Raw genomic sequence first — 21,774 nt, 5'->3', positions numbered from 1 at the left:
GTAAGTTAGGCACCCCTCAGCTTGATGCTCAAGCCTACTGACTATCGCCGCGGGGGCTCTCAACGCTTCATCAAGGTCACAACAGCGTCCCACAATGTGGACGCCAGCTCGGCCTTGGCACCCAGTGGAATCGGGATCTCGGTCCCGTCGGCCCCGAGCAGCCAGCCCGAGTTGTCCTCGGTCCCGAACGCCTTCCCCTCGCCGACGGCGTTCACCACCAGCAGGTCCGCGCCCTTGCGCTTCAGTTTGACCCTGGCGTGATCGAGGACGCCGCCCTTGTCGTCCCCGGTTTCGGCGGCGAATCCCACGACGACCTGGCCGGTCGTCCGGTTCCGCACCAGTTCGGCCAGGATGTCCGCGTTGCGCGCCAGTTCGACCACGGGATCCGGCGTGTCGTCGGACTTCTTGATCTTGTGATCGGCCCGGTTCGACGGCCGGAAGTCGGCGACGGCGGCGGCCATCACCAGGACGTCGGCGGAGGCGGCCTCGGCGTGCATCGCCTGGCGCAGCTCCTCGGCGGTCGACACGTGGACGACCTTCGCGCCCGCGGGCTCCGGCAGCGCGATGGTGTGCGCGGCGACCAGGGTGACCTCCGCGCCGCGCTGGGCGGCGACCCGGGCCAGCGCGTAACCCTGTTTGCCCGACGAGCGGTTACCCAGGTAGCGGACGGGGTCCAGCGGCTCACGGGTGCCACCCGCCGAAATCGCCACGCGCACGCCTTCGAGGTCGCGCGGGAGGGCGTTCGGCACGGCGAGCAGGAGCCGGGCGAGGTCGACGATCTCGGCCGGGTCGGCGAGCCGTCCCTTGCCGGTGTCCTTGCCGGTGAGCCTGCCCGCGGCGGGTTCGGCGACGACCAGCCCGCGCGAGCGCAGCAGAGCCACGTTGTCGCGGGTGGCCGGGTGCTCCCACATCTCGGTGTGCATCGCCGGGAAGAAGGCGACCGGGCACCGGGCGGTGAGCAGGGTGTTCGTCAGCAGGTCGTCCGCGATGCCGTGCGCGGCCTTGGCGAGGAGGTTCGCCGTGGCGGGCACGACGATCACCAGGTCGGCTTCCTTGCCGACGCGGACGTGCTGGACCTCGGGCACTTCGGTGAACACGCCGGTGTGGACCGGGTTCCCGGACAGTGCCTCGAAGGTGGCCGCGCCGACGAAGTTCAGCGCGGCTTCGGTGGGGACCACGCGGACGTCGTGACCGGATTCGGTCAATCCGCGCAGGACCTCACAGGCCTTGTAGGCGGCGATCCCGCCACCCACGCCCAGAACGATCCGGGGTTTACTCACCCTCGGTGTGCTCGAGCAGACCGCCGTGGATCTCGCGCAGGGCGATGGACAGCGGCTTCTCGCGCGGGCCCGGCTCGACCAGCGGGCCGACGTACTCCAGCAGACCCTCGCCCAGCTGGGCGTAGTAGTCGTTGATCTGGCGAGCGCGCTTGGCCGAGTAGATCACCAGCGCGTACTTCGAGCTGACCTTCTCGAGAAGGTCGTCGATGGGCGGGTTGGTGATGCCTTCGAGCTCTTCGTGCAGCGTGGCCTGAGTCGTCACTCGTGGTGCTCCGAATCTTCGGTTTACTTGTCGCCGGTTATCAAGTTTAGCAACTGCTCAGCGGCCTCTCGCACGTCGGCGTTGACGACGCGCTCGTCGAACTCCCCGGCGGCGGCGAGTTCGCGCTCGGCCTCGGCCAGCCGGGCCTTCACCGCGGCTTCGTTCTCGGTGCCGCGGCCGGTCAGCCTGCCGACCAGTTCGTCCCACGACGGCGGCATCAGCATCACCAGCCGCGCCTCCGGCATCGCCTTGCGGACCTGCCGCGCGCCCTGGAGTTCGATCTCCAGGATGGCGTTGCGACCGGCGGTCAGAGCCCGCTCCACGGGCTCGCGCGGAGTGCCGTAGCAGTTGCCGGTGAACTCGGCGTGTTCGAGCAGTTCGCCGCCCGTGACCATGCGGTCGAACTCGGCGCGGTCGATGAAGTGGTAGTGCTCGCCGTCCACCTCACCCGGCCTCGGCTTCCTGGTGGTCACCGAGACGCTGAAATAGATCTCCGGATCCAGCTTGCGCAGCTCCTTCGCCACGCTCGACTTCCCGACTCCCGAAGGCCCTGAGACGACCGTGAGCCGGTGCCGGGATTCGACTCCCGCCACCGGCTCACCGCCGCGGTCAGCGCCCGGGGTCACCGGGTGGTCCTGACCGATGCCGCTCACTCGCCGCTGAATTCGGCCAGCAGCGCCTTGCGCTGCCGGTCGCCGAGGCCGCGAAGACGACGGCTGGGTGCGATCTCCAGTCGTTCCATGGTCTGCTGGGCGCGGACCTTGCCGACACCCGGAAGAGCCTCGAGCAGAGCCGAGACCTTCATCTTGCCGAGGACTTCGTTCTCCTCGGCCTGCTTCAACACGTCGACCAGAGTGGTACCGCCCCGCTTCAGCCGCTCCTTCAGCTCAGCACGGATGCGGCGGGCGGCGGCGGCCTTCTCCAGCGCCGCAGCGCGCTGTTCCTCTGTCAGCTGGGGAAGTGCCACGTTTTCCTCCGGTAGTTCTCAAATCTGGGTGGGTGTGGCGACGGTACCCACCCGTTACCTCGGCCCACAATGCGGGGGTGGCTGGTCATGACGGATTCCCGGGCCTGCTATTGGTCTTTTTCCAGGGGTCCGAGGGAATCCCGTGTCCGCCGAACGGCCGCACGGAGGGCTTCGGGGTCCGGTCCGTGCTTGAGGACGTCGCGGGACGACGCGGGGAGCACACCCGGCAGTCCCGGCCCGAAAAGGGCCCGCAAATCGGCCGGAGTGGCCCCCTGGGCCCCGAAACCGGGTGCCAGGACGGGACCGTTCAGCTTGCTCAGATCGAGCTCTCCGGGCGCGATGGTGGCGCCGACGACGACACCGATGTCACCCAGCGGCCCGACACCGGCGTTATGCGCGCCCGCCGTGTCGACGATGTCCTGCGCGACGGTCTTTCCGTTGGGCAGCAAGGCGTTCTGCAATCCCTGCGCCTCCGGGTTGGAGGTGCGCGCGAGGACGAACAGCCCCTTGCCTTGCGCCTGCGCAACCTCGACGGCGAAGTCCAGCGAACCGAAGCCGAGGTATGGGGACACCGTTATGGCGTCGGCCTCGAGTTCCGCGCCGGACGGCAGGAAAGCCGCCGTGTACGCCGCCATCGTGGAGCCGATGTCGCCGCGTTTGACGTCCAGCAGGACGAGCGCGCCCGCCTCCCGGCACACCTTCATCGTCTTGGCGAGGACAGCGACCCCAGGAGGCCCGTAGGCCTCGAAAAAGGCCGACTGGGGCTTGATCACCGCGACCTCGGGCGCGATCGCCTCGGCGGCCGTGAGGGCGAACTTCTCCAGTCCGCCCGCGTCCGCCGGAAGACCCCACGCCTGGAGCAACCCGGGGTGGGGGTCGATCCCGGCGCAGAGCGGCCCCTTCTCCGCGACCGCCCGCGCCAGCCTCGCCCCGAACCGCCCGCTCACGCCTTCGCCTTCAGCGCCGCCTGGAGGCTCTGCAGGGACCGGACGCCGATGTCGCCCTTGATGACCGCCTCTATCCCGTGCACGGCCGCCGCGGCGCCCTGCACCGTGGTGATGCACGGGATGTCCCGCGACACCGCGGCGGTACGGATCTCGTAGCCGTCGATCCGCGGACCGCTGTTGCCGTAAGGGGTGTTGATCACCATCTGCACTTCGCCGCTGAGGATGACATCCACGACGTTCTGTTCGCCTTCGGCCGAACCTTCGTAGTGCTTGCGCACGACGGTGCAGGTGATCCCGTTGCGCCGCAGCACTTCCGCGGTACCCGAGGTGGCGAGGATCTCGAACCCGAGGTCCGCCAGCCGCTTCACCGGGAACACCAGCGAACGCTTGTCGCGGTTGGCGACGGAGACGAAGACCTTGCCCGAGGTCGGCAGCGAACCGTAGGCGCCGGCCTGCGACTTGGCGAACGCCTTGCCGAAGGAGACGTCGACGCCCATGACCTCGCCGGTCGACTTCATCTCCGGGCCGAGCAGCGAGTCGACACCGTGGCCCTCCGGCGTACGGAAGCGGTGGAACGGCAGGACCGCCTCCTTGACCGCGACCGGCGAATCGGCGGGCAGGTGGCCCCCGTCACCCTCGGCCGGGAGGACGCCGGACTCGCGCAGGTCCTTGATCGACGAGCCGGTCATGATCAGCGCGGCGGCCTTGGCCAGCGGCACCGCGGTCGCCTTCGACACGAACGGGACGGTCCGCGACGCGCGTGGGTTGGCTTCCAGGACGTACAGGACGTCGTCCTTGAGCGCGTACTGGACGTTCAGGAGCCCGCGGACGCCGACGCCGCGCGCGATGGCCTCGGTCGAGCGGCGCACCGTCTCGATGTCGGTCCGGCCCAGCGTGATCGGCGGCAGCGCGCACGAGGAGTCGCCGGAGTGGATCCCGGCCTCCTCGATGTGCTCCATGACGCCGCCGAGGTACAGCTCGTCGCCGTCGAACAGCGCGTCGACGTCGATCTCGATGGCGTCGTCGAGGAAGCGGTCCACCAGCACCGGGTGCTCGGGGGTGACCTCGGTGGCGCGATGGATGTAGCCGGCGAGCGACTCCTCGTCGTAGACGATCTCCATGCCGCGCCCGCCCAGCACGTAGGACGGCCGCACCAGGACCGGGTAGCCGATCTTGTCGGCGATCCGCTTCGCGCCCTCGAACGAGGTCGCCGTGCCGTACTTCGGCGCGGGCAGCCCGGCGTCGGTGAGGACCTCGCCGAACGCGCCGCGGTCCTCGGCCAGGTGGATCGCGTCCGGGGAGGTGCCGATCACCGGGACGCCGGCGTCGGCGAGGCGCTTCGCGAGCGAGAGCGGCGTCTGGCCGCCCAGCTGCACGATGACCCCGGCGACGGTGCCCGACTCCTGCTCGGCGTTGACGACCTCGAGCACGTCCTCGAACGACAGCGGCTCGAAGTAGAGCCGGTCCGAGGTGTCGTAGTCGGTGGAGACGGTCTCGGGGTTGCAGTTGACCATGACGGCCTCGAAACCGGCCTCGCGCAACGCGATGGCGGCGTGCACGCACGAGTAGTCGAACTCGATGCCCTGCCCGATGCGGTTCGGCCCGGAGCCGAGGATCAGGACCTTCGGCTTCTCGGTCTGCGCGGTGATCTCCGACTGCGCGGCGGGATCGGTCTCGTAGGCCGAGTAGTGGTACGGCGTCTTGGCCGCGAACTCGGCCGCGCAGGTGTCGACGGTCTTGTACACCGGCCGCACGCCGAGACGGCGGCGCAGCGCGCGGACGCCGTCCTCCCCCGCCAGTTCCGGCCGCAGCGAGGCGATCTGGCGGTCGGACAGGCCGATCCGCTTGGCGCGCCGCAGCAACGGCTCGTCCAGCACCTGGGCGTCGCGGACCTCGGCGCCGACCTCGCCGATGAGGGCGATCTGGTCGATGAACCACGGGTCGATGCCCGACGCCTCGTGCACCTGCTGCACGGTGGCGCCGAACCGCAGCGCGCGCTCGACCTCGTAGAGCCGCCCGTCGTGCGGCGTGCGCAGCGCCTCCAGGACGGACTCCAGCGTCGCGCCTTCGGGGTCGGGGCGGGTCCAGAAGCCGGTGGCCTTGGTGTCGATGGAGCGCAGCGCCTTGCCGAGTGCCTCGGGGAAGCTGCGGCCGAACGACATCGCCTCGCCGACGCTCTTCATCGTCGTGGTCAGCGTCGGGTCCGCGCCGGGGAACTTCTCGAAGGCGAACCGCGGCACCTTCACCACGACGTAGTCCAGCGTCGGCTCGAAGGCCGCCGGGGTCTCGCCGGTGATGTCGTTGCGGATCTCGTCGAGGGTGTAGCCGATGGCGAGCTTCGCGGCGATCTTGGCGATCGGGAAACCGGTCGCCTTCGACGCCAGCGCGCTCGACCGGGACACCCGGGGGTTCATCTCGATGACGACCATGCGGCCGTCGGCCGGGTTGATCGCGAACTGGATGTTGCAGCCGCCGGTGTCGACGCCGACCGCGCGCAGCACGTCGATGCCGACGTCGCGCATGTGCTGGTACTCGCGGTCGGTCAGGGTCATCGCGGGCGCGACGGTGACCGAGTCGCCGGTGTGCACGCCCATCGCGTCGATGTTCTCGATCGAGCAGACGACCACCACGTTGTCGTGCCGGTCGCGCATGAGCTCGAGCTCGAACTCCTTCCAGCCGAGGACGCTCTCCTCGATGAGCACCTCGGTGACCGGCGACTCGTCGAGACCGGTGGAGGCGAGGCGCTCCAGCTCCTCGTCGGTGTGCGCCATGCCCGAGCCGAGCCCGCCCATGGTGAACGACGGCCGGATGACGACCGGGAGGCCGACCTCGGCGACGGTCGCGCGGACCTCGTCCATCGTGTTGCAGACCCGGCTGCGCGGGGTGTTCGCGCCGATCTCGGCGACGATGTTCTTGAACTTCTGCCGGTCCTCACCGCGCTGGATGGCGTCGACGTCGGCGCCGATCAGCTCGACGCCGTACTTCTCCAGGACACCGCGGTCGTGCAGGGCGACGGCGCAGTTCAGCGCCGTCTGCCCGCCCAGCGTCGCGAGGATCGCGTCGGGACGCTCCTCGGCGATGACCTTCTCGACGAATTCCGGGGTGACCGGCTCGATGTAGGTCGCGTCGGCGAACTCGGGGTCGGTCATGATGGTCGCCGGGTTCGAGTTCACCAGCGAGACGCGCAGTCCCTCTTCGCGGAGTACGCGGCAGGCCTGGGTGCCGGAGTAGTCGAACTCCGCCGCCTGGCCGATCACGATCGGCCCGGAGCCGATCACCAGCACGTGCTGGATGTCTGTCCTCTTCGGCATTTACTTGGCCTTCTCCATCAAGCTGACGAACTCATCGAACAGGGGGGCCGCGTCGTGCGGACCGGCGGCGGCCTCGGGGTGGTACTGCACCGAGAACGCGGGGACGTCGAACGCGCGGACACCTTCGACGGTGTCGTCGTTCGGGCAGTAGTGCGAGATCTGCGCGGCGCCGAACGGCGTCTCGAACCGCTGTCCCGGCTCGCCTTCGAGGGCGAAACCGTGGTTCTGCGCGGTGATCGCGACCCGTTTGGTGGCCACGTCGATCACCGGGATGTTGATCCCGCGGTGGCCGTAGCGCATCTTGTAGGTGCCCAGCCCCAGCGCGCGGCCGAGGATCTGGTTGCCGAAGCAGATGCCGAACAGCGGGATCTCCCGCTCCAGCACCGATTTCGTCAGCTCCGTCGCGTGCGCGGTGGTCGCCGGGTCGCCGGGACCGTTGGACAGGAACACACCGTCGGCCTCGACCGCGAGCAGATCGTCCACAGTGGACGACGAGGGCAGCACGTGCACCTCGATGCCACGCGCGGCCATCAGGCGCGGGGTGTTGGACTTGATGCCCAGGTCCAACGCCGCCACGCGGAACTTCCGCTCGCCCTGCGCCTCGACGACGTACGTCTGCTTCGTGCTGACCTCGCCGGCGAGGTCGGCGCCCTTCATCTGCGGGCTGGCCTTGACCTCGGCGAGCATCTCCTCGTCGGTGCCGAGCGCGTCGCCCGAGAAGACGCCGGACCGCATGGCGCCCTGCTCGCGCAGGTGCCGGGTCAGCGTGCGGGTGTCCACTTCGGAGATCCCGACGACACCCTGGCGCTCCAGCTCCTCGTCCAGCGTGCGCTTGGCGCGCCAGTTGGACGGCGTGCGCGCGGGGTCGCGGACGACGTAGCCCGCGACCCAGATGCGCGAGGACTCGTCGTCCTCGTCGTTCCAGCCGGTGTTGCCGATCTGCGGCGCGGTCTGGACCACGATCTGCCGGTGGTACGAGGGGTCGGTCAGCGTCTCCTGGTAGCCGGTCATGCCGGTGCAGAACACCGCCTCACCCAGGCTCCGGCCGCGGGCGCCGTACGCGGAGCCGCGGAACACCCTGCCGTCTTCGAGGACCAGTGCGGCGGGGGTCCTGGTGCTGTTCGCGGTGCTCATCAGGCACCTCCCTTGATGTCGTTGCGAGTGTCTTGCAAAGCTTCGATCCACTGTGGATAGTCATCGACGTCGTCGCCGCGGAATCCGGTGTCCAGTTCGACGTCCCCGGCCAGCCAGGTGATGACCAGCAGGGCGTCGATGCCCATCACCTTCCCGGCCATCCCCTTGTCCTTGCGGACGCCGGTGACCGAGGCGCGCGGGATCCAGAAGTCCGGGGCGCCACCGCGTTCGATGGCGATGCCGTCTTCGTGCAGCCGCCAGACCGCGCCGGTGCGCAGGCCGGCGCCACGGGTGACCACGCGCTCCTGCCAGTGGCCCGCGGTCGTCGTGCTGATGTAGACGCCCACCGATTCGAGCAGGGCCTCACCGGGCTCGGCGGGGATCTCCGCGAACGGCGGCACCTGGACGCTCTGCGTCCGGGACTTGCGCCGCCAGCCGCGCCACATCAGGAAGACGCAGATCAGGAAGAAGGCGAAGACCGCCAGGGTCAGCAGAATCCGGTCGCTCATGCGCTGATCTTCCCTTCCCGCGCGGTGATCCGCCCGCGCAGCAACGTCGCCGTCACCACGCCGGGGAGCCGCATTCCTTCGTACGGGGTGTTGGCCGCGATGCTCGCGAACTCCGCGCCCCGCACGGTCCATTCGGTGTCCGGGTCGACCAGCGTCAGGTTCGCCGGTTCGCCGACCTCGATCGGACGGCCGTGATCGGACAGGTTGCCGATCTCGGCGGGCCGCTCGCTCATCACCCGCGCGACGCCGCGCCAGTCCAGCAGGCCGGTGCGGACCATGGTCTCGACCACGATCGACAACGCGGTCTGGAGACCGAGCATGCCGGGCCGGGCCGAGTTCCACTCGCAGTCCTTGTCCTGGACGGCGTGCGGCGCGTGGTCGGTGGCGACGCAGTCGATGACGCCCTCGGCCAGCGCGGCGCGCAGCTTTTCGGCGTCGGATCCGGTGCGCAGCGGCGGGTTGACCTTGTTGACCGGGTCGTAGGTCGCGAGCCGCTCGTCGGTCAGCAGCAGGTGGTGCGGCGTGACCTCGGCCGAGACCTTGGTGCCGCGATCCTTGGCCCACTTCAGGATGTCGGCCGTGCCCGAGGTCGAGACGTGGCAGACGTGCAGCCGCGCGTTCGCGTGCTGGGCGAGCAGGCAGTCACGGGCGACGATCGACTCCTCCGCCGAAGCGGGCCAGCCGGTGTAGCCCAGGCGCGCGGCCTGCTCGCCTTCGTGCGCCTGCGCGCCGACGGTCAGCCGCGGCTCTTCGGCGTGCTGGGCGATGACCACGCCGAGCGCCGTCGAGTACTCCAGCGCGCGGCGCATGAGCAGCGGGTCCGCGACGCAGAGCCCGTCGTCGGAGAACACCTTGACCTGGGCTTCGGACTTGGCCATGGTGCCCAGTTCGGCGAGCTTCTCGCCCTTGAGGCCCACCGTGACCGCGCCGACCGGGTGCACGTCGACCAGCCCGGCCTCCTGGCCGCGCCGCCACACGTGGTCGACGATCACCGCGTTGTCCGCCACCGGATCGGTGTTGGCCATGGCGAACACCGCCGTGTAGCCGCCGAGCGCGGCCGCCGCCGAACCGGTGGCGATGGTCTCGGTGTCCTCGCGGCCGGGCTCGCGCAGGTGGGTGTGCAGGTCGACGAAGCCGGGGAGCAGCACCTGGCCGCCCGCGTCGATCACTTCGGCTGTGTCGTCGGTCGGCGCGTCGAGAGAACCGATGTCGGTGATGACCCCGTCCTCGACGAGCACGTCGACCGGGTCGCCCTCGCCGTAGGGTCGGGCGCCCTTGATCAGGACGGTGGTCACGCGGCGGCTCCTTCGCTGGCGAGCAGGTGGTAGAGGACCGCCATGCGCACGTGGACGCCGTTGCGGACCTGTTCGGTGATGGCCGAGGCCGGGGAGTCGGCGACCGCCGAGGCGATCTCCATCCCGCGCAGCATCGGACCGGGGTGCAGGACGACGGCGTGCTCCGGCAGGAGCTTCATCCGCCGCTCGTTGAGCCCGTAGGCGATCGAGTACTCGCGCGCGCTCGGGAAAAAGCCACCGTGCATGCGTTCGGCCTGCACTCGCAGCATCATGACCGCGTCGAGCGCGGGCAGTTCGGCGTCGAGTTCGTGCGACACCGTGACCGGCAGCGTCTCGACCCCGGCGGGCAGCAGCGTCGGCGGCGCGACGAGCACCACCTCCGCCCCCAGCGCGGACAGCAGGTGGATGTTCGACCGCGCGACCCGGCTGTGCAGGACGTCGCCGACGATCCCGATGCGGCGGCCCTCCAGCGAGCCGAGCCGCTCCCGCAGCGTGGCCGCGTCGAGCAATGCCTGCGTCGGATGCTCGTGCGTGCCGTCCCCCGCGTTGACGACCGAGGTGCCCGGCTCGGCCAGCCAACCGGCGAGGCGCTGCGCCGCCCCGGAGGCGGGGTGCCGGATGATCACGCAGTCGGCGCCGGCCGCGGCCAGCGTCAGCGCGGTGTCCCGCAGCGATTCACCCTTGTTGACCGAGGAACTCGACGCGGAGACGTTGATCACGTCGGCGCTCATCCACTTCCCCGCGATCTCGAACGAGACGCGGGTGCGGGTCGAGTTCTCGTAGAACAACGTGATGACGGTGCGGCCGCGCAATGTCGGCAGTTTCCGGACCTCGCGGCCCAGCAGGGTGTGCTTGAGCTCTTCGGCGGTGTCCAGCACGGCTGTCGCGAGCGCCGGGTCAAGCCCGTCGGTGGCGAGCAGGTGCTTCACGATCGATCTCCTTCTGGTGAAGCGCTCTCATTCAACGACCGCAGCAGAACCGAGTCCCGTCCGTCCACTTCGGACAGCAGGACCTCGATCCCCTCGGCACGCGAGGTGGGCACGTTCTTGCCCACGTAGTCGGCGCGGATCGGCAGTTCGCGGTGACCGCGGTCGACCAGCACGGCCAGCTGGACCGCGCGCGGGCGGCCGTGGTCGCGCAGGGCGTCGAGGGCGGCGCGGACGGTGCGGCCGGAGAACAGCACGTCGTCGACCAGGATCACCACCGCGTCGTCGATACCGGTCGGCGGCAGCTGCGAATGTTCGAGCGCGCGGGGCGGGCGGCGGCGGAGATCATCGCGGTAGAGCGTGATGTCCAGCGCGCCGGTCGGCGGACGGATGCCGGAGAACTCGGCGATCTTGTCCGCGAGCCGCAGGGCGAGCGGGGTACCCCGAGTGGGGATGCCCAGCAACACGGGCGGAGTCGAGCCACCGGCACCGAGAGCGGTCTTCTCGATGACCTGGTGGGCCATTCGGGCGATCGTGCGCGCGACATCACCGGACGAGAGCAGCTCACGCTCTCCCGCCGGTTCCGCCGCGCCACGCGGGCGTGACGACAAGGCGGACCTCCTTCCCCGCCTCTCTGGACGGGTCCTTAAAGGACGTCGACTTCCTGCGTAGCGAGGAAATCGAGTCGACACTAGCAGGAGTTGGGCCTCATTCTTACGGGTGGCGCGCCCCAGGTGACGAAGCCCTCGTGAAAGCACCCGCTTGACCTGGTGACAACTATGCGTAACCATTACTCTGAGTATTCGACTCGAGGAGTCCCCTGGACCGGTCACCCCGACCGGTTGGGGGTGAGGAAACGGAGAACCACCAGATGGGCGATTACGCCAAGGCGCTCGGGGCCAAGCTCCGCGGGATCCGCCAGCAGCAGGGCCTGTCCCTGCACGGGGTCGAGCAGAAGTCCGGAGGCCGCTGGAAGGCCGTCGTCGTCGGTTCGTACGAGCGCGGCGACCGCGCCGTCACCGTGCAGAAGCTCGCCGAGCTCGCCGATTTCTACGGTGTCCCGGTGGTCGAGCTGCTGCCGGAGGGCCGGGTGCCGTCGGGCGCCGAACCCGCCACGAAGATCGTCATCAACCTGGAGCGCCTTCAGCAGCTCCCGGCGGAGAAGGTCGGGCCGCTCGCCCGCTACGCGGCCACGATCCAGAGCCAGCGCGGCGACTACAACGGCAAGGTGCTCTCGATCCGCACCGAGGACCTGCGTTCGCTGGCGATCATCTACGACATGACCCCCGGCGAGCTCACCGAGCAGCTGATCGACTGGGGTGTGCTGCCGCCCGAGGCTCGACCGTCCAAAGAGGACTAGAGATGGCGACGTTTTCGGTCCGGGGGGACCGGAAACGCCAAGCAGAGCCACCGAGCAAGAGAACGGGCCGTGCCCTTGTGAGAGGACACGGCCCGTTGTCGTACGTCTTCTAGAGGACCGCGCGCAGCCTGTCGGCGATCGTGCCGATGCGGCCGAGCACGCCGTTGACGAACCGCGGCGAGTCGTCGGTCGACAGCTCCTTCGCCAGCCCGACGGCCTCGTCGATGGCGACCGGGTCCGGCACGTCCTCGGCCCACAGGAGCTCGTAGACGCCGACCCGCAGCACCGCGAGGTCCACCGGCGGCATCCGGTCCAGCGTCCAGCCCTGAGCGTGCTCGGAGAGCAGCTCGTCGATCTGGGTCTTGCGCCCGGTGACACCCTCGACCAGCGAGATCGTGTAGTCGGCGATCGGGTCGACCTCGACCGAACCGACCCTGTCCGCCAGCAGCGTCACCGCGTCGGCACCGCGCTGGGCGGCCTCGTACATCATCTCGACGGCACGCTTGCGGGCCTGCCGCCGGCTGATCGGCCCGCCGCGGTTCGGCGACTTGCCGGACTTGTCTGAGCCTGCCATCAGCTGGAGACGCGGCCCAGGTAGCGGCCGTCGCGGGTGTCGACCTTGATCTTCTCGCCGGTGGTGAGGAACAGCGGCACCTGGATCTCGGCGCCGGTCTCCAGGGTGGCCGGCTTGGTGCCACCGGTCGAGCGGTCGCCCTGCAGGCCCGGGTCGGTGTGCTGGACGATCAGCTCGACCGAGGTCGGCAGCTCGATGTACAGCGGGACGCCCTCGTGCACCGCGACCTGGACCTCGAAGTTCTCGAGCAGGTAGTTCGCGTTGTCGCCGACGGTCTCGGCCAGCACGGTGATCTGGTCGTAGGTCTCCGCGTCCATGAACACGAAGTCCGCGCCGTCCTTGTACAGGTAGGTCATGTTGCGGCGGTCGACGGTGGCCGTATCGACCTTCGTGCCCGCGTTGAAGGTCTTGTCGACGACCTTGCCGGTCAGCACGTGCTTGAGCGTGGTGCGGACGAACGCGCCGCCCTTGCCCGGCTTGACGTGCTGGAACGCGGTGACGGTCCAGAGCTGGCCGTCGAGGTTGAGGACGAGCCCGTTCTTCAGGTCGTTGGTGGTGGCCACGAGTGTGCAGTCTCCTGTGTCGATCTTCCGGGCCGCCGTCAGACGACCACGAGTTCCTTGGTGCTCAGCGTGAGGAGTTCGGGCGTACCTTCCCGCACGACCAGCGTGTCCTCGATGCGCACGCCTCCGCGTCCGGGCAGATACACACCAGGCTCGACGGTGACGGCCATACCGGCGGACAGTGTACCGACGCCGGTGGTGGCGAGGCTGGGCGCCTCGTGCACCTGCAGTCCGACGCCGTGGCCGAGACCGTGGCCGAACTCCTCGCCGCGACCCGCGTCGACGATCACCCCACGCGCCGCTTTGTCCACTTCGGACACTTCGGCACCGGGGAGGACGGCGTCACAGCCCGCCGCCTGCGCGCGCTGGACCAGCTCGTAGACCTCCTCCTGCCACGCCGCGGGCTTGCCGATCACGAACGTGCGGGTCATGTCGGAGTGGTAGCCGTCGACCGTGGCACCGAAGTCGATCTTGACGAAGCCGCCGGTCGCGAGCACGGCCGAGGTGGGCCGGTGGTGCGGGATCGCGGAGTTGGCGCCCGCCGCGACGATCGTGTCGAACGACGGCCCGGTGGAGCCGTGGCCGAGCATGCGATTCTCGAGGTCGCGGGCGACGTCCAGCTCGGTGCGGCCCGGCCGGAGCCCGCCCGCGGACACCAGGTCCTCCAGCGCCCTGTCGGCCGCCGCGCACGCCTGGCGCAGCGCCTCGATCTCCTGCTCGTCCTTGACCAGCCGCAGCTGCTCGACGAGACCGGGCGTCCGGACCAGCTCGACGCGGTCGAAGCGCACCTTGAGGTCCTCGTGCTGCTCGACGCTCACGTGCTGGCTCTCGAACCCGGTCTTGCCGAGCTTCTTCTCGGCCGCCAGATCGGCGAGCTTGGCCGCGCTCGCGCGGTCCAGCACCCTTTCGAGATCGGGTACCTCGGTCGCCGACTGGACCGTGTAGCGGCCGTCGGTGCAGAAGATCGTCTTGTCGTCGCCGCTCCCGTGGACGAGGAGGGCGGCGTTGGACCCGGTGAAGCCGGTCAGGTACCTGATGTTGAGCAGGTCCGTGACCAGCAGCGCGTCCACGCCGGAGTCGGCCAGCAGGGAACGCAGCGCCGCGCGGCGGCGAGAGAAGTATTCACGCACTGTCGCATTATGTCGCGCGCTGACGGCCGGTGGTCCGTGAAGGCCTCCTTGAGGGACTCTGGGTCCCTCAAGGAGGCCTTCACGGACTTGACCGCACTGGTCGCTACTGGCGAGTTAAGCTTCACCAATGGCACCGTGGCTGACTCGTGGACTCGTGATGGCGCTGCTGCACGGCGCGGCCGTCACCGTGCTGGCCAAGTACGAGGTCTTCAACCCCACCGACAAGACCCTCTTCACCTCCCTCGCCCTCGCCGTCCTGGTCGGCGCGGCGGCGGGCTGGAGCGCCGTCGACGCCTGGCAGGGCAAACCCGAACGCGGCAGGAACTGGTTCATCGCGGCGCTGATCGCCGGCCCGGTCTCCGGCGTGCTGTACGTGATCGGCCGCGCGGTGTTCGTCGACCAGACCGGCGCCTCGGAGCTCGGCGGCGCGCTCACCGGCGGCGCCGCGTTCTCCGCCCTGCTGGTGCTGATCCCGGCCGGGCTCGGCCTGTTCGTCGGCGGGCTCATCGCCAAGAAGGCCCCGGAAGACGACGACGAGGACGAAGTTCAGCCCGCGAGCGAGAAGCCCGCCGGGAAGCCGTCCCAGGCCTGATCGCTGATCTCTTCGACGGTCGAGTCGTTCAGCCCCGCCGGGCCCGCGTCCGGCATCGCGTACAGCTTGCCGTCGAGCACCACGGCGAACCCGCGGCCCGGCGCGCGCACCATCCTCGCCCCGGCGCTCAGGCGCGCCGCCTGCGGGAACTTGTCGACGACCTTGATCCGCTGGTCCAGCACCTCGCCCGCGAGCGCCGCCGCCACCGAGCGCCGGTCGACCCGCACGAGGCTGCCGCCGGCGACCAGGTCGATGGTCCGCTGCGGCGACGGCATCGCGACGCCTTCGAACGAGGTCCGGATCCGGGCGTCGCCGTCGCAGGCCCGCGAACCGCGGACGTCGAGGCCGAAATGTTTGAGGTCGGTCGGCGCCCCCGCGCCGCCGACGATCGTGGCACGGACGACGTCGAACGGGACCCGCTCGCAGACGTCGCCCGAGGAAACCGGCGCGTGCCCGTCGGGCCGCCGGACCAGCCCGGGGCCCTCCTTCCACGCGCCGGGGATGAGCACCGGCCGGTACGGCTGTGCGGAGAAGTCCCTGGTCCAGAAGGTGAGCGTGGTGCCGGCGTCGGTCTCGTGCGCGATCACGAACGCGTCGAGCGCGCCGACCCACATCAGGTCGGTGCTGAACCCGTCGACCAGCGAGCGCGTACGCGGCGAGATCGTGCTGGGCTTGGCGACGAAACCCTGCTCCCCCAGCGTTTCCACGCCCTGGGTGAACGCCGCGTCCTTGGCGCGGAGCAGGAACTGCCCGGCGCCGTTCCACCCGGCGGCCTTGGCGGTGGTGTCGGTGAAGAGCACGTAGAACCAGCCGTCGAGGTACACCGCCGAGGGCTGACCGGCGCCGTAGACGTTGTCACGGTGCACGTCGTGCGCGGGCCCGATGATCGGCTGCCCGCCCGCCGCGCGGGTCCAGGTGAGCCCATCGGGACTGGTGGCGAGCCCGATCGAGTTGCCGAGCGCGTGATCGCCCGCCGCGCCGGTGTAATACATGTAGTAGGTCGAGCCGACCTTGATCACCGACGGATCACAGGTGTGCATCCCGTCGAAACCGCCGGGCGCGCCGGAGAACACCGCCGCCGGACCGCCACCGGACGGACCGGTGAAAGGACCGTCGAGCGACGGGGACTGCGCGTAGAGGACGTCGTCACCGGGCGGCTGGGCGCTGCCGTACTGGCTGCACCACCACATCTTGAGTTTGCCGCCATCGCGCATCACGGTCGGGCCGTAGTTGTAGACCGCGTCCTGATCGCCCGCGCCCACCACGCCACCGCCGGCCCGGGGATCGCTCGTCGCGAGTTCGACGTCCATCGGCCGCGGCTTTTCCTTGGGCGGCTGCTGGGCTCCGCCTATCCCGCCGCCCTTGCCGTCGGCCTGGGACTGGACGGTGCCGTCGCTGCACGCCATGAGGACCGCGCCGGCCGAGAGGAGGGCCACCACGAGACGGGCGGGTCGCCGACCCCCACGAAAAAGGCGCATGATGGCCGAGTGTAGCGAGACTTAACCCAGCCGGGTGACATCAGTCCCCGGTAGGGCGACCAATTCCACTTCGAAGCCATCGGTGTTTTCGAGGTAGGCGGCGTAGTGGTGATCACCCCCCGCAGTCGGATACTTGTCCGCGAACATCGCCGACCAGCCGTGTTCGAGCGCTTTCGAAGCCAGTTCGTCCACCCGATCGGGGGACTCGACGTGCAGGGCGAGGTGGTTCAGACCCGGTGCGGTCCGCTCGTGCTTTTCGCCGCTGAGCGCGGGAGAACGCTCGACGACGAGGTATGTCGCGCCGTGCTTCCAGCTGACTCCGGCGGGCCAGCGCTGGAACTCACGCCAGCCGAGTTCGCGCAGCAGCCAGCCCCAGCTCTCCTCCGCCCGGACGAGATCCGGCACCCACAGTTCGATGTGGTGGGCCTTGCCGTGCTCCGAGGGCAGCGCGACGAACACGCGATGCGGTCCGCTGCCGTAGTGGTCGCCACCGCCGACGTCGAGGAAACCCAAGCGCCGCACCAGGTTTTGACTGGCCACATTGGACTCGCCGACCAGCGCCCACACCGACGACAGGCCGAGCCCGACGAGTCCGTGCTCCAGCAGGGCACGCGCGGCCTCGGTCGCCAGCCCCTGCCCGCCGTGCGCACGCGACAGGTAGTAGCCGATCTCCGGGACGCCGCCCGGCAATTCCTCCGACGGCCGCAGATGCGCGAGACCGATGACCTCGCCGTCGCGGTCGATCGTCCAGTGCCCCATCCCCGCCGGTCCGGCGTAGGACAGCCGGCGGCCGACCATTTCGCGAATCCGCTCCGGTTCGGTCAGCGGGACCGCGAAATGCGCGCTCATCTGCGGGTCGGCGAAGAGCTTGATGACCGCTTCGGTGTCGGCCTCGGTCAGTGCGCGCAGCCGCAGCCTCGCGGTCTCGATCGCGGGCGGGTTGTTCATGCCGCGTTCGTGGCCATCCAGCGCAGGGCCAACGGGTAGCCGTCGACCCCGAGCCCGGCGACGACCGCGGTCGCGATGTCCGACAGCACGCTGTGGTGCCGGAACTGCTCGCGTTTGTGCACATTGGAGATGTGCAGCTCGATCAACGGCGCTTTGAGCTGGGCGGCGGCGTCGCGCACCGCGATCGAGTAGTGCGTCCACGCGGCCGCGTTGAGCACCACCGGCCAGCCCGCGTCGGCGGCCTCGTGCAGCCAGCCGACCATCTCGCCCTCGTGGTCGGTCTGCCGGACCTCGACGTCGATCCCGAGTTCCTTCCCGGTGCCGACGCAGGTCGACACCAGGTCGGCGTGCGTCGTGGACCCGTAGATCCCCGGTTCGCGCAGGCCGAGCCTGCCGAGGTTGGGACCGTTGAGGACGAGCACCTTCACAGCAGCACGCTCCCGCCGGCCTTCGGGGGCTCGCCCGCCACCACCGAGTACGCCGCCGCGAGCAGCGACGGGTCCGGCCCTTCCAGCCTGCCGGGCTTCGCGAGCCCGTCGAGGACGACGAAGCGCAGCACACCCGACCGGGTCTTCTTGTCGCCCTTCATGGTCTCCAGCAGCTGCGGGAGGGCGTCCGGGTCGTAGGTCGTCGGCAGGCCCAGGAGCTTGAGGACCGACGTGTGCCGCTCCGCGGTGGCGTCGTCGAGACGACCGGCCAGCCGCGCGAGCTCGGCGGCGAACACCAGGCCGACGCTGACCGCCGCGCCGTGACGCCACCGGTACCGCTCACGGCGTTCGATGGCGTGGGCGAGGGTGTGGCCGTAGTTGAGGATCTCGCGCAGGTTCGACTCGCGCAGGTCCGCGGCGACGACGTCGGCCTTGACCTGGATCGAGCGAAGGACCAGCTCGCCGATGACCTCGCCGGTGGTGTCCAGCGCGGTGGCCGGGTCCTGCTCGACGAGTTCGAGAATGCGCGGGTCCGCGATGAACCCGGCCTTGACGATCTCGGCCATCCCGGCGACGAGTTCGTTGGGCGGCAACGTCTCCAGCGTCGCGAGGTCGACCAGGACCGCGCTCGGCTCGTGGAAGACGCCCACGAGGTTCTTGCCTGCCTCGGTGTTGATGCCGGTCTTCCCGCCGATCGCGGCGTCGACCATGCCCAGCAGCGTGGTGGGCACGTTGACCAGGCGGACGCCGCGCATCCAGGTCGCGGCGACGAAGCCTGCCAGGTCGGTCACGGCACCGCCGCCGAGTCCGACGACCACGCCCTGGCGGTCGAGGCCGATGCGGCCGAGGACCTCCCAGCAGAAGCTGGCGACGGTGAGCGCCTTGCCGTCTTCCGCGTCGGGGATCTCGACCCGGTGCGCGTCGATACCGGCCGCGGCCAGTTCGTCGCGGATGGCCTCGGCGGTGGTCGTCAGCGTCGGCGGGTGGATCAGCGCGACCTTGGAGGCGCCGGTGAGCTGCTCGGTGAGCTCGCCCAGCAGGCCCCGGCCGACGACGACGTCGTACGGCTTGGGGGTGTTGACGGTGATGCGGACCGGTTCGGTCATCGTTCCCCTCACTTCGGCGGAAGCCGCTTGGCCCTCGCGACCTCGCAGGTGATCTTGCCCTTGACCGGGGTGTCGCCCGGGATTTCCTCGGTCACCTTCTGGCCGGGCGTCATCCGGTTCTTCGCGAACAGCGCTTCACCGGAGGCCTTGCCGTCGGCGTCCTTGATCGCGATGGTGACGGCGTAGCGCGCGTCCTCACCGGTGCTGTTGGTGACCTCGATGGTGACCTTCGGGGTGTAGCCGCCGCTGTCGCACTTGGTGACCTTGACGTCCGCGGCGACATCCGCTTCGGGCGCCGCCGAGGCAGGCGCGCCACTGGTCGCGGCGCCGGTCTGGATGACGTCGGCGCCCGCGGGCTGCTTCTCCTCGCCGCACGCGGTCAGGGTCAGGGCCGCGACGGCGAGCAGTACTCCGGCGGTGGTGCGCTTCATGCTCGTTCCTTGCTGATCTCGGCCAACCCGATGAGCGCGGCCTGGACGACCTCGTCGGCGGTCAGCCGGTCCGTCTCGATCTCGAACGTGGCCACCTCGCGGTACATGGGCAGCCGCGCGTCGAGCAGCGCCTTGTAGGTGGCGCGGGGATTCACCCCGGCCAGCAGCGGGCGCGCGGTCGACAGGCCCGCGCGCTGCACACCCGCGGCCATCCCGACGTTGAGGAAGATCACGGTGTGCCCGGCCAGCCGCTCCCGGGTGCCCGGGGTGATCGGCGCTCCCCCGCCCAGCGAGAGGACGCCGTCGTGTTCGGACAGCGCCTTCGCGACCATCTCCTCTTCCAGCGCGCGGAAGGCGGGCTCGCCCTCCTCGGCGAAGATGTCGGTGATGGGCTTGCCCGCACTGGCGACGATGTCGTCGTCGCTGTCGCGGAAGGCGAGCCCGAGCCGGGCGGCGAGCGCCGGGCCGACCGTGCTCTTGCCCGAGCCCGGCGGCCCGATGATCACCGCGCGAGGAGTCACCAGCGCTCCTCGAGCGCCTTCAGGTAGGCCTCGGCGTTGCGCTTGCCCTCGGCCAGCGAGTCGCCGCCGAACTTCTCCAGCGCGGCGTCCGCGAGGATCAGCGCGACCACCGACTCCAGCACGACACCGGCGCGGGGTACCGCGCAGACGTCGGAACGCTGGTGGATGGCGACCGCGGGTTCACCGGTCGTGACATCCACAGTGGACAGTGCTTTGGGGACGGTCGAAATCGGCTTCATGGCCACGCGCACGCGCAGCGGCTCGCCGTTGGTGATGCCGCCTTCGAGGCCGCCCGCGCGGTTGGACCGGCGGGTCACCCCGACCGGGCCGGTGCCGCGGTCGATCTCGTCGTGGGCCTGGCTGCCCCAGCGCCGGGCCGTGGTGAAGCCGTCTCCGACCTCCACGCCCTTCATCGCCTGAACGCCCATGAGCGCGCCGGCGAGGCGGGCGTCGAGCCTGCGGTCCCAGTGGACGTGCGAGCCGAGGCCCGGCGGGAGGCCGTAGGCGATCACCTCGATCACGCCGCCGACGGTGTCACCCGCCTTCCGCACGGCGTCGACCTCGGCGACCATCGCGTCGGTCCCCTCCTGGCCGAAGGCGCGGACCGGGCTCTCGTCGATGGCGGGCAGGTCCGACGCCACGGGCAGCGGGCCTTCCGGCGCCGAGGCGCCGCCGATGGACACGACGTGGCTGAGGATCTCGACCCCGAGCAGCTGCTTGAGGTACGCGCGGGCCACCGTGCCGAGCGCCGTCCGGGACGCGGTCTCGCGGGCGCTCGCGCGCTCCAGCACCGGACGGGCCTCGGGGAAGCCGTACTTCTGCATACCGGGCAGGTCCGCGTGGCCGGGCCGGGGACGGGTCAGCGGCTCGTTGCGCGCCAGGCCTGCCAGCTCCTCGGCGGGCACGGGATCGGCCGACATGACCTTCTCCCACTTGGGCCACTCGGCGTTCTCGATCTGGACCGCGACGGGGCCGCCCTGGGTGAGCCCGTGCCGGACGCCGCCGGTGAACTCGATGTGGTCGGTCTCGAAGCCCATCCGGGGGCTGCGGCCGAAGCCGAGCCTCCGTCGCGCGAGCTGCTCGCTCACCTCGGCGGTGGTGACCTCGACCCCGGCGGGCATCCCTTCCAGGATGGCGGCGAGGGCGGGTCCGTGCGATTCCCCTGCGGTTATCCAGCGCAACACCTGACAGATCCTGTCACAACCTCCTCTCCGTCCCAGGACAGGCCGGGCTATCCCGGACCGGGTCCGGCGAAGACGGCGAGCGCCCACGCCGCGACCAGGAGACCGGGTCCGTGCGGCACCGCGGGATGGCGGGGCCCGCCCACCGCGAGCGCCACGCTCAGTAGCGCCGCGGCGACGGCGCCGAGCACGACCGACGGCCAGCCCGTCGCGGCGAGGACCGCGCCGACGCTCCCGGCGAGCTTCACGTCACCGGCGCCGAGCGAACGCGGCGACAGCGCGTGGACGAGCGCGTGCGCCCCGCCGAAGACCAGCGCGCCCAGCACGGCCCGCCAGACGATGGCCGCCCCGCCCCCGTGCGCGGCGACCGCCAGCGCGGCGGCCAGCGCCGGATACGCGGGCAAGGTCAGGATGTCGGGCAGGCGGCGGTACTTGAGGTCGGCGAGCGCCAGCGGGACCGCGAAGACGGTCAGGACGGCGGGGACCGCGAGCCACCACGACGGCCAGGCACCCGCTTGGTATCGCAGCCAGACCGCGACGAGCGCCACCGCCGCGAGGGCGGCCGCCCAAGCCGTCACCGGCGCTCCCGCCCGGCGCAGGCAGGAGCGCGTGGCGAGCGCCGATCCGGCGCCCGCCACCGCGAAGGCGATCGGCATGAACACAAGATCAAGAGTGCGCCCGGCGACTCGCGGGAGGCAAGGATTTCTTTTCGTGACAGGGACTTTCACGCACTTTCGGCAGGGCGGGCGTGGGCTGAAGGGGCCTTTCGTCACGTCTCACGCGGCGAAGGGCCCTTTCGCCGCATCGCATGCGGCGAAAGCGTCCTTCAGC

General features: G+C 70.3%; 24 protein-coding genes. 2 read left to right on the top strand and 22 right to left on the bottom strand.

Annotation, left to right across the window (positions count from 1 at the left end):
* Positions 1-59: 59 nt before the first annotated feature.
* From coaBC to pyrR, 11 genes are all read right to left on the bottom strand, one after another.
* The gene (gene coaBC, locus B0293_RS22425; RefSeq protein WP_077241357.1) at positions 60-1,280 is read right to left on the bottom strand and encodes a bifunctional phosphopantothenoylcysteine decarboxylase/phosphopantothenate--cysteine ligase CoaBC; all 1,221 of its coding nucleotides are present in this window, start codon (positions 1,278-1,280) and stop codon (positions 60-62) included.
* Complete coding sequence (gene rpoZ, locus B0293_RS22420; protein ID WP_005152353.1) at positions 1,273-1,542, bottom strand: DNA-directed RNA polymerase subunit omega; 270 nt, start codon at positions 1,540-1,542, stop codon at positions 1,273-1,275. Before rpoZ ends, coaBC begins: the two co-directional genes overlap by 8 nt.
* Positions 1,543-1,565: 23 nt before the next feature.
* On the bottom strand, positions 1,566-2,195 hold the full coding sequence (gene gmk, locus B0293_RS22415; protein WP_005152355.1) for a guanylate kinase: 630 nt from the start codon (positions 2,193-2,195) through the stop codon (positions 1,566-1,568).
* Positions 2,192-2,509 (bottom strand): integration host factor, actinobacterial type, encoded by a 318-nt coding sequence (mihF, locus tag B0293_RS22410; RefSeq protein WP_003096398.1) that lies wholly within the window; start codon positions 2,507-2,509, stop codon positions 2,192-2,194. Before mihF ends, gmk begins: the two co-directional genes overlap by 4 nt.
* 107 nt (positions 2,510-2,616) lie before the next feature.
* Positions 2,617-3,456 (bottom strand): orotidine-5'-phosphate decarboxylase, encoded by an 840-nt coding sequence (gene pyrF / locus B0293_RS22405; protein WP_005152362.1) that lies wholly within the window; start codon positions 3,454-3,456, stop codon positions 2,617-2,619.
* Positions 3,453-6,767: a carbamoyl-phosphate synthase large subunit gene (gene carB / locus B0293_RS22400; protein WP_005152369.1), complete on the bottom strand. Its 3,315-nt coding sequence runs from the start codon at positions 6,765-6,767 to the stop codon at positions 3,453-3,455. Before carB ends, pyrF begins: the two co-directional genes overlap by 4 nt.
* Positions 6,768-7,901, bottom strand: coding sequence for a glutamine-hydrolyzing carbamoyl-phosphate synthase small subunit (gene carA, locus B0293_RS22395; RefSeq protein ID WP_005152370.1), 1,134 nt, complete (start codon positions 7,899-7,901; stop codon positions 6,768-6,770).
* On the bottom strand, positions 7,901-8,410 hold the full coding sequence (locus B0293_RS22390; RefSeq protein ID WP_005152372.1) for a PH-like domain-containing protein: 510 nt from the start codon (positions 8,408-8,410) through the stop codon (positions 7,901-7,903). The genes carA and B0293_RS22390 overlap by 1 nt, the downstream gene beginning before the upstream one ends.
* Positions 8,407-9,705 (bottom strand): dihydroorotase, encoded by a 1,299-nt coding sequence (locus B0293_RS22385; protein WP_005152373.1) that lies wholly within the window; start codon positions 9,703-9,705, stop codon positions 8,407-8,409. The genes B0293_RS22390 and B0293_RS22385 overlap by 4 nt, the downstream gene beginning before the upstream one ends.
* Positions 9,702-10,634: an aspartate carbamoyltransferase catalytic subunit gene (locus B0293_RS22380; protein ID WP_005152374.1), complete on the bottom strand. Its 933-nt coding sequence runs from the start codon at positions 10,632-10,634 to the stop codon at positions 9,702-9,704. The genes B0293_RS22385 and B0293_RS22380 overlap by 4 nt, the downstream gene beginning before the upstream one ends.
* Positions 10,631-11,242 (bottom strand): bifunctional pyr operon transcriptional regulator/uracil phosphoribosyltransferase PyrR, encoded by a 612-nt coding sequence (gene pyrR / locus B0293_RS22375; RefSeq protein ID WP_005152376.1) that lies wholly within the window; start codon positions 11,240-11,242, stop codon positions 10,631-10,633. The genes B0293_RS22380 and pyrR overlap by 4 nt, the downstream gene beginning before the upstream one ends.
* Before the next feature lie 260 nt (positions 11,243-11,502).
* On the opposite strand from pyrR, the gene bldD reads away from it, so the two are divergent.
* Positions 11,503-11,991 carry a transcriptional regulator BldD gene (gene bldD / locus B0293_RS22370; RefSeq protein ID WP_003096372.1) on the top strand — a complete coding sequence of 163 codons (489 nt, stop codon included), beginning with the start codon at positions 11,503-11,505 and terminating at the stop codon, positions 11,989-11,991.
* A 109-nt stretch (positions 11,992-12,100) separates the two neighbouring features.
* On the opposite strand, the gene nusB is transcribed toward bldD, so the two are convergent.
* Genes nusB through B0293_RS22355 form a run of 3 tightly spaced genes read right to left on the bottom strand, consistent with a single transcriptional unit; the run spans position 12,101 to position 14,258 of the window.
* Entirely contained in the window at positions 12,101-12,565 is a 465-nt protein-coding gene (gene nusB / locus B0293_RS22365; RefSeq protein WP_005152382.1) for a transcription antitermination factor NusB, read from the bottom strand.
* A complete protein-coding gene (gene efp / locus B0293_RS22360) occupies positions 12,565-13,128 on the bottom strand; it encodes an elongation factor P (protein ID WP_005152384.1) in 564 nt (187 codons plus the stop codon). Before efp ends, nusB begins: the two co-directional genes overlap by 1 nt.
* Before the next feature lie 38 nt (positions 13,129-13,166).
* Positions 13,167-14,258 (bottom strand): M24 family metallopeptidase, encoded by a 1,092-nt coding sequence (locus B0293_RS22355; protein WP_005152386.1) that lies wholly within the window; start codon positions 14,256-14,258, stop codon positions 13,167-13,169.
* Between the two features lie 157 nt (positions 14,259-14,415).
* On the opposite strand from B0293_RS22355, the gene B0293_RS22350 reads away from it, so the two are divergent.
* Positions 14,416-14,850 carry a B-4DMT family transporter gene (locus B0293_RS22350; protein ID WP_005152388.1) on the top strand — a complete coding sequence of 145 codons (435 nt, stop codon included), beginning with the start codon at positions 14,416-14,418 and terminating at the stop codon, positions 14,848-14,850.
* On the opposite strand, the gene B0293_RS22345 is transcribed toward B0293_RS22350, so the two are convergent.
* Genes B0293_RS22345 through B0293_RS22310 form a run of 8 tightly spaced genes read right to left on the bottom strand, consistent with a single transcriptional unit; the run spans position 14,805 to position 21,605 of the window.
* Positions 14,805-16,289, bottom strand: coding sequence for a glycoside hydrolase family protein (locus B0293_RS22345; protein ID WP_005152394.1), 1,485 nt, complete (start codon positions 16,287-16,289; stop codon positions 14,805-14,807). The genes B0293_RS22350 and B0293_RS22345 overlap by 46 nt on opposite strands.
* A 60-nt stretch (positions 16,290-16,349) precedes the next feature.
* Positions 16,350-17,276, bottom strand: coding sequence for a GNAT family N-acetyltransferase (locus B0293_RS22340; RefSeq protein WP_005152395.1), 927 nt, complete (start codon positions 17,274-17,276; stop codon positions 16,350-16,352).
* On the bottom strand, positions 17,273-17,704 hold the full coding sequence (aroQ, locus tag B0293_RS22335) for a type II 3-dehydroquinate dehydratase (protein ID WP_005152396.1): 432 nt from the start codon (positions 17,702-17,704) through the stop codon (positions 17,273-17,275). Before aroQ ends, B0293_RS22340 begins: the two co-directional genes overlap by 4 nt.
* Positions 17,701-18,810 carry a 3-dehydroquinate synthase gene (gene aroB / locus B0293_RS22330; protein ID WP_005152397.1) on the bottom strand — a complete coding sequence of 370 codons (1,110 nt, stop codon included), beginning with the start codon at positions 18,808-18,810 and terminating at the stop codon, positions 17,701-17,703. The genes aroQ and aroB overlap by 4 nt, the downstream gene beginning before the upstream one ends.
* Positions 18,811-18,818: 8 nt before the next feature.
* Positions 18,819-19,241 carry a hypothetical protein gene (locus B0293_RS22325; RefSeq protein WP_005152400.1) on the bottom strand — a complete coding sequence of 141 codons (423 nt, stop codon included), beginning with the start codon at positions 19,239-19,241 and terminating at the stop codon, positions 18,819-18,821.
* Entirely contained in the window at positions 19,238-19,762 is a 525-nt protein-coding gene (locus B0293_RS22320; RefSeq protein WP_005152402.1) for a shikimate kinase, read from the bottom strand. Before B0293_RS22320 ends, B0293_RS22325 begins: the two co-directional genes overlap by 4 nt.
* Complete coding sequence (gene aroC / locus B0293_RS22315) at positions 19,759-20,946, bottom strand: chorismate synthase (RefSeq protein ID WP_005152403.1); 1,188 nt, start codon at positions 20,944-20,946, stop codon at positions 19,759-19,761. Before aroC ends, B0293_RS22320 begins: the two co-directional genes overlap by 4 nt.
* A gap of 47 nt (positions 20,947-20,993) precedes the next feature.
* A complete protein-coding gene (locus B0293_RS22310; RefSeq protein ID WP_005152405.1) occupies positions 20,994-21,605 on the bottom strand; it encodes a prepilin peptidase in 612 nt (203 codons plus the stop codon).
* Positions 21,606-21,774 lie beyond the last annotated feature (169 nt).

It is taken from the genome of Amycolatopsis azurea DSM 43854 (assembly GCF_001995215.1).
Taxonomy (GTDB): Bacteria; Actinomycetota; Actinomycetes; order Mycobacteriales; family Pseudonocardiaceae; genus Amycolatopsis; species Amycolatopsis azurea.
Note: the sequence above shows the minus strand (reverse complement) of the source record. Positions and strands in the feature narration are given on the sequence as shown.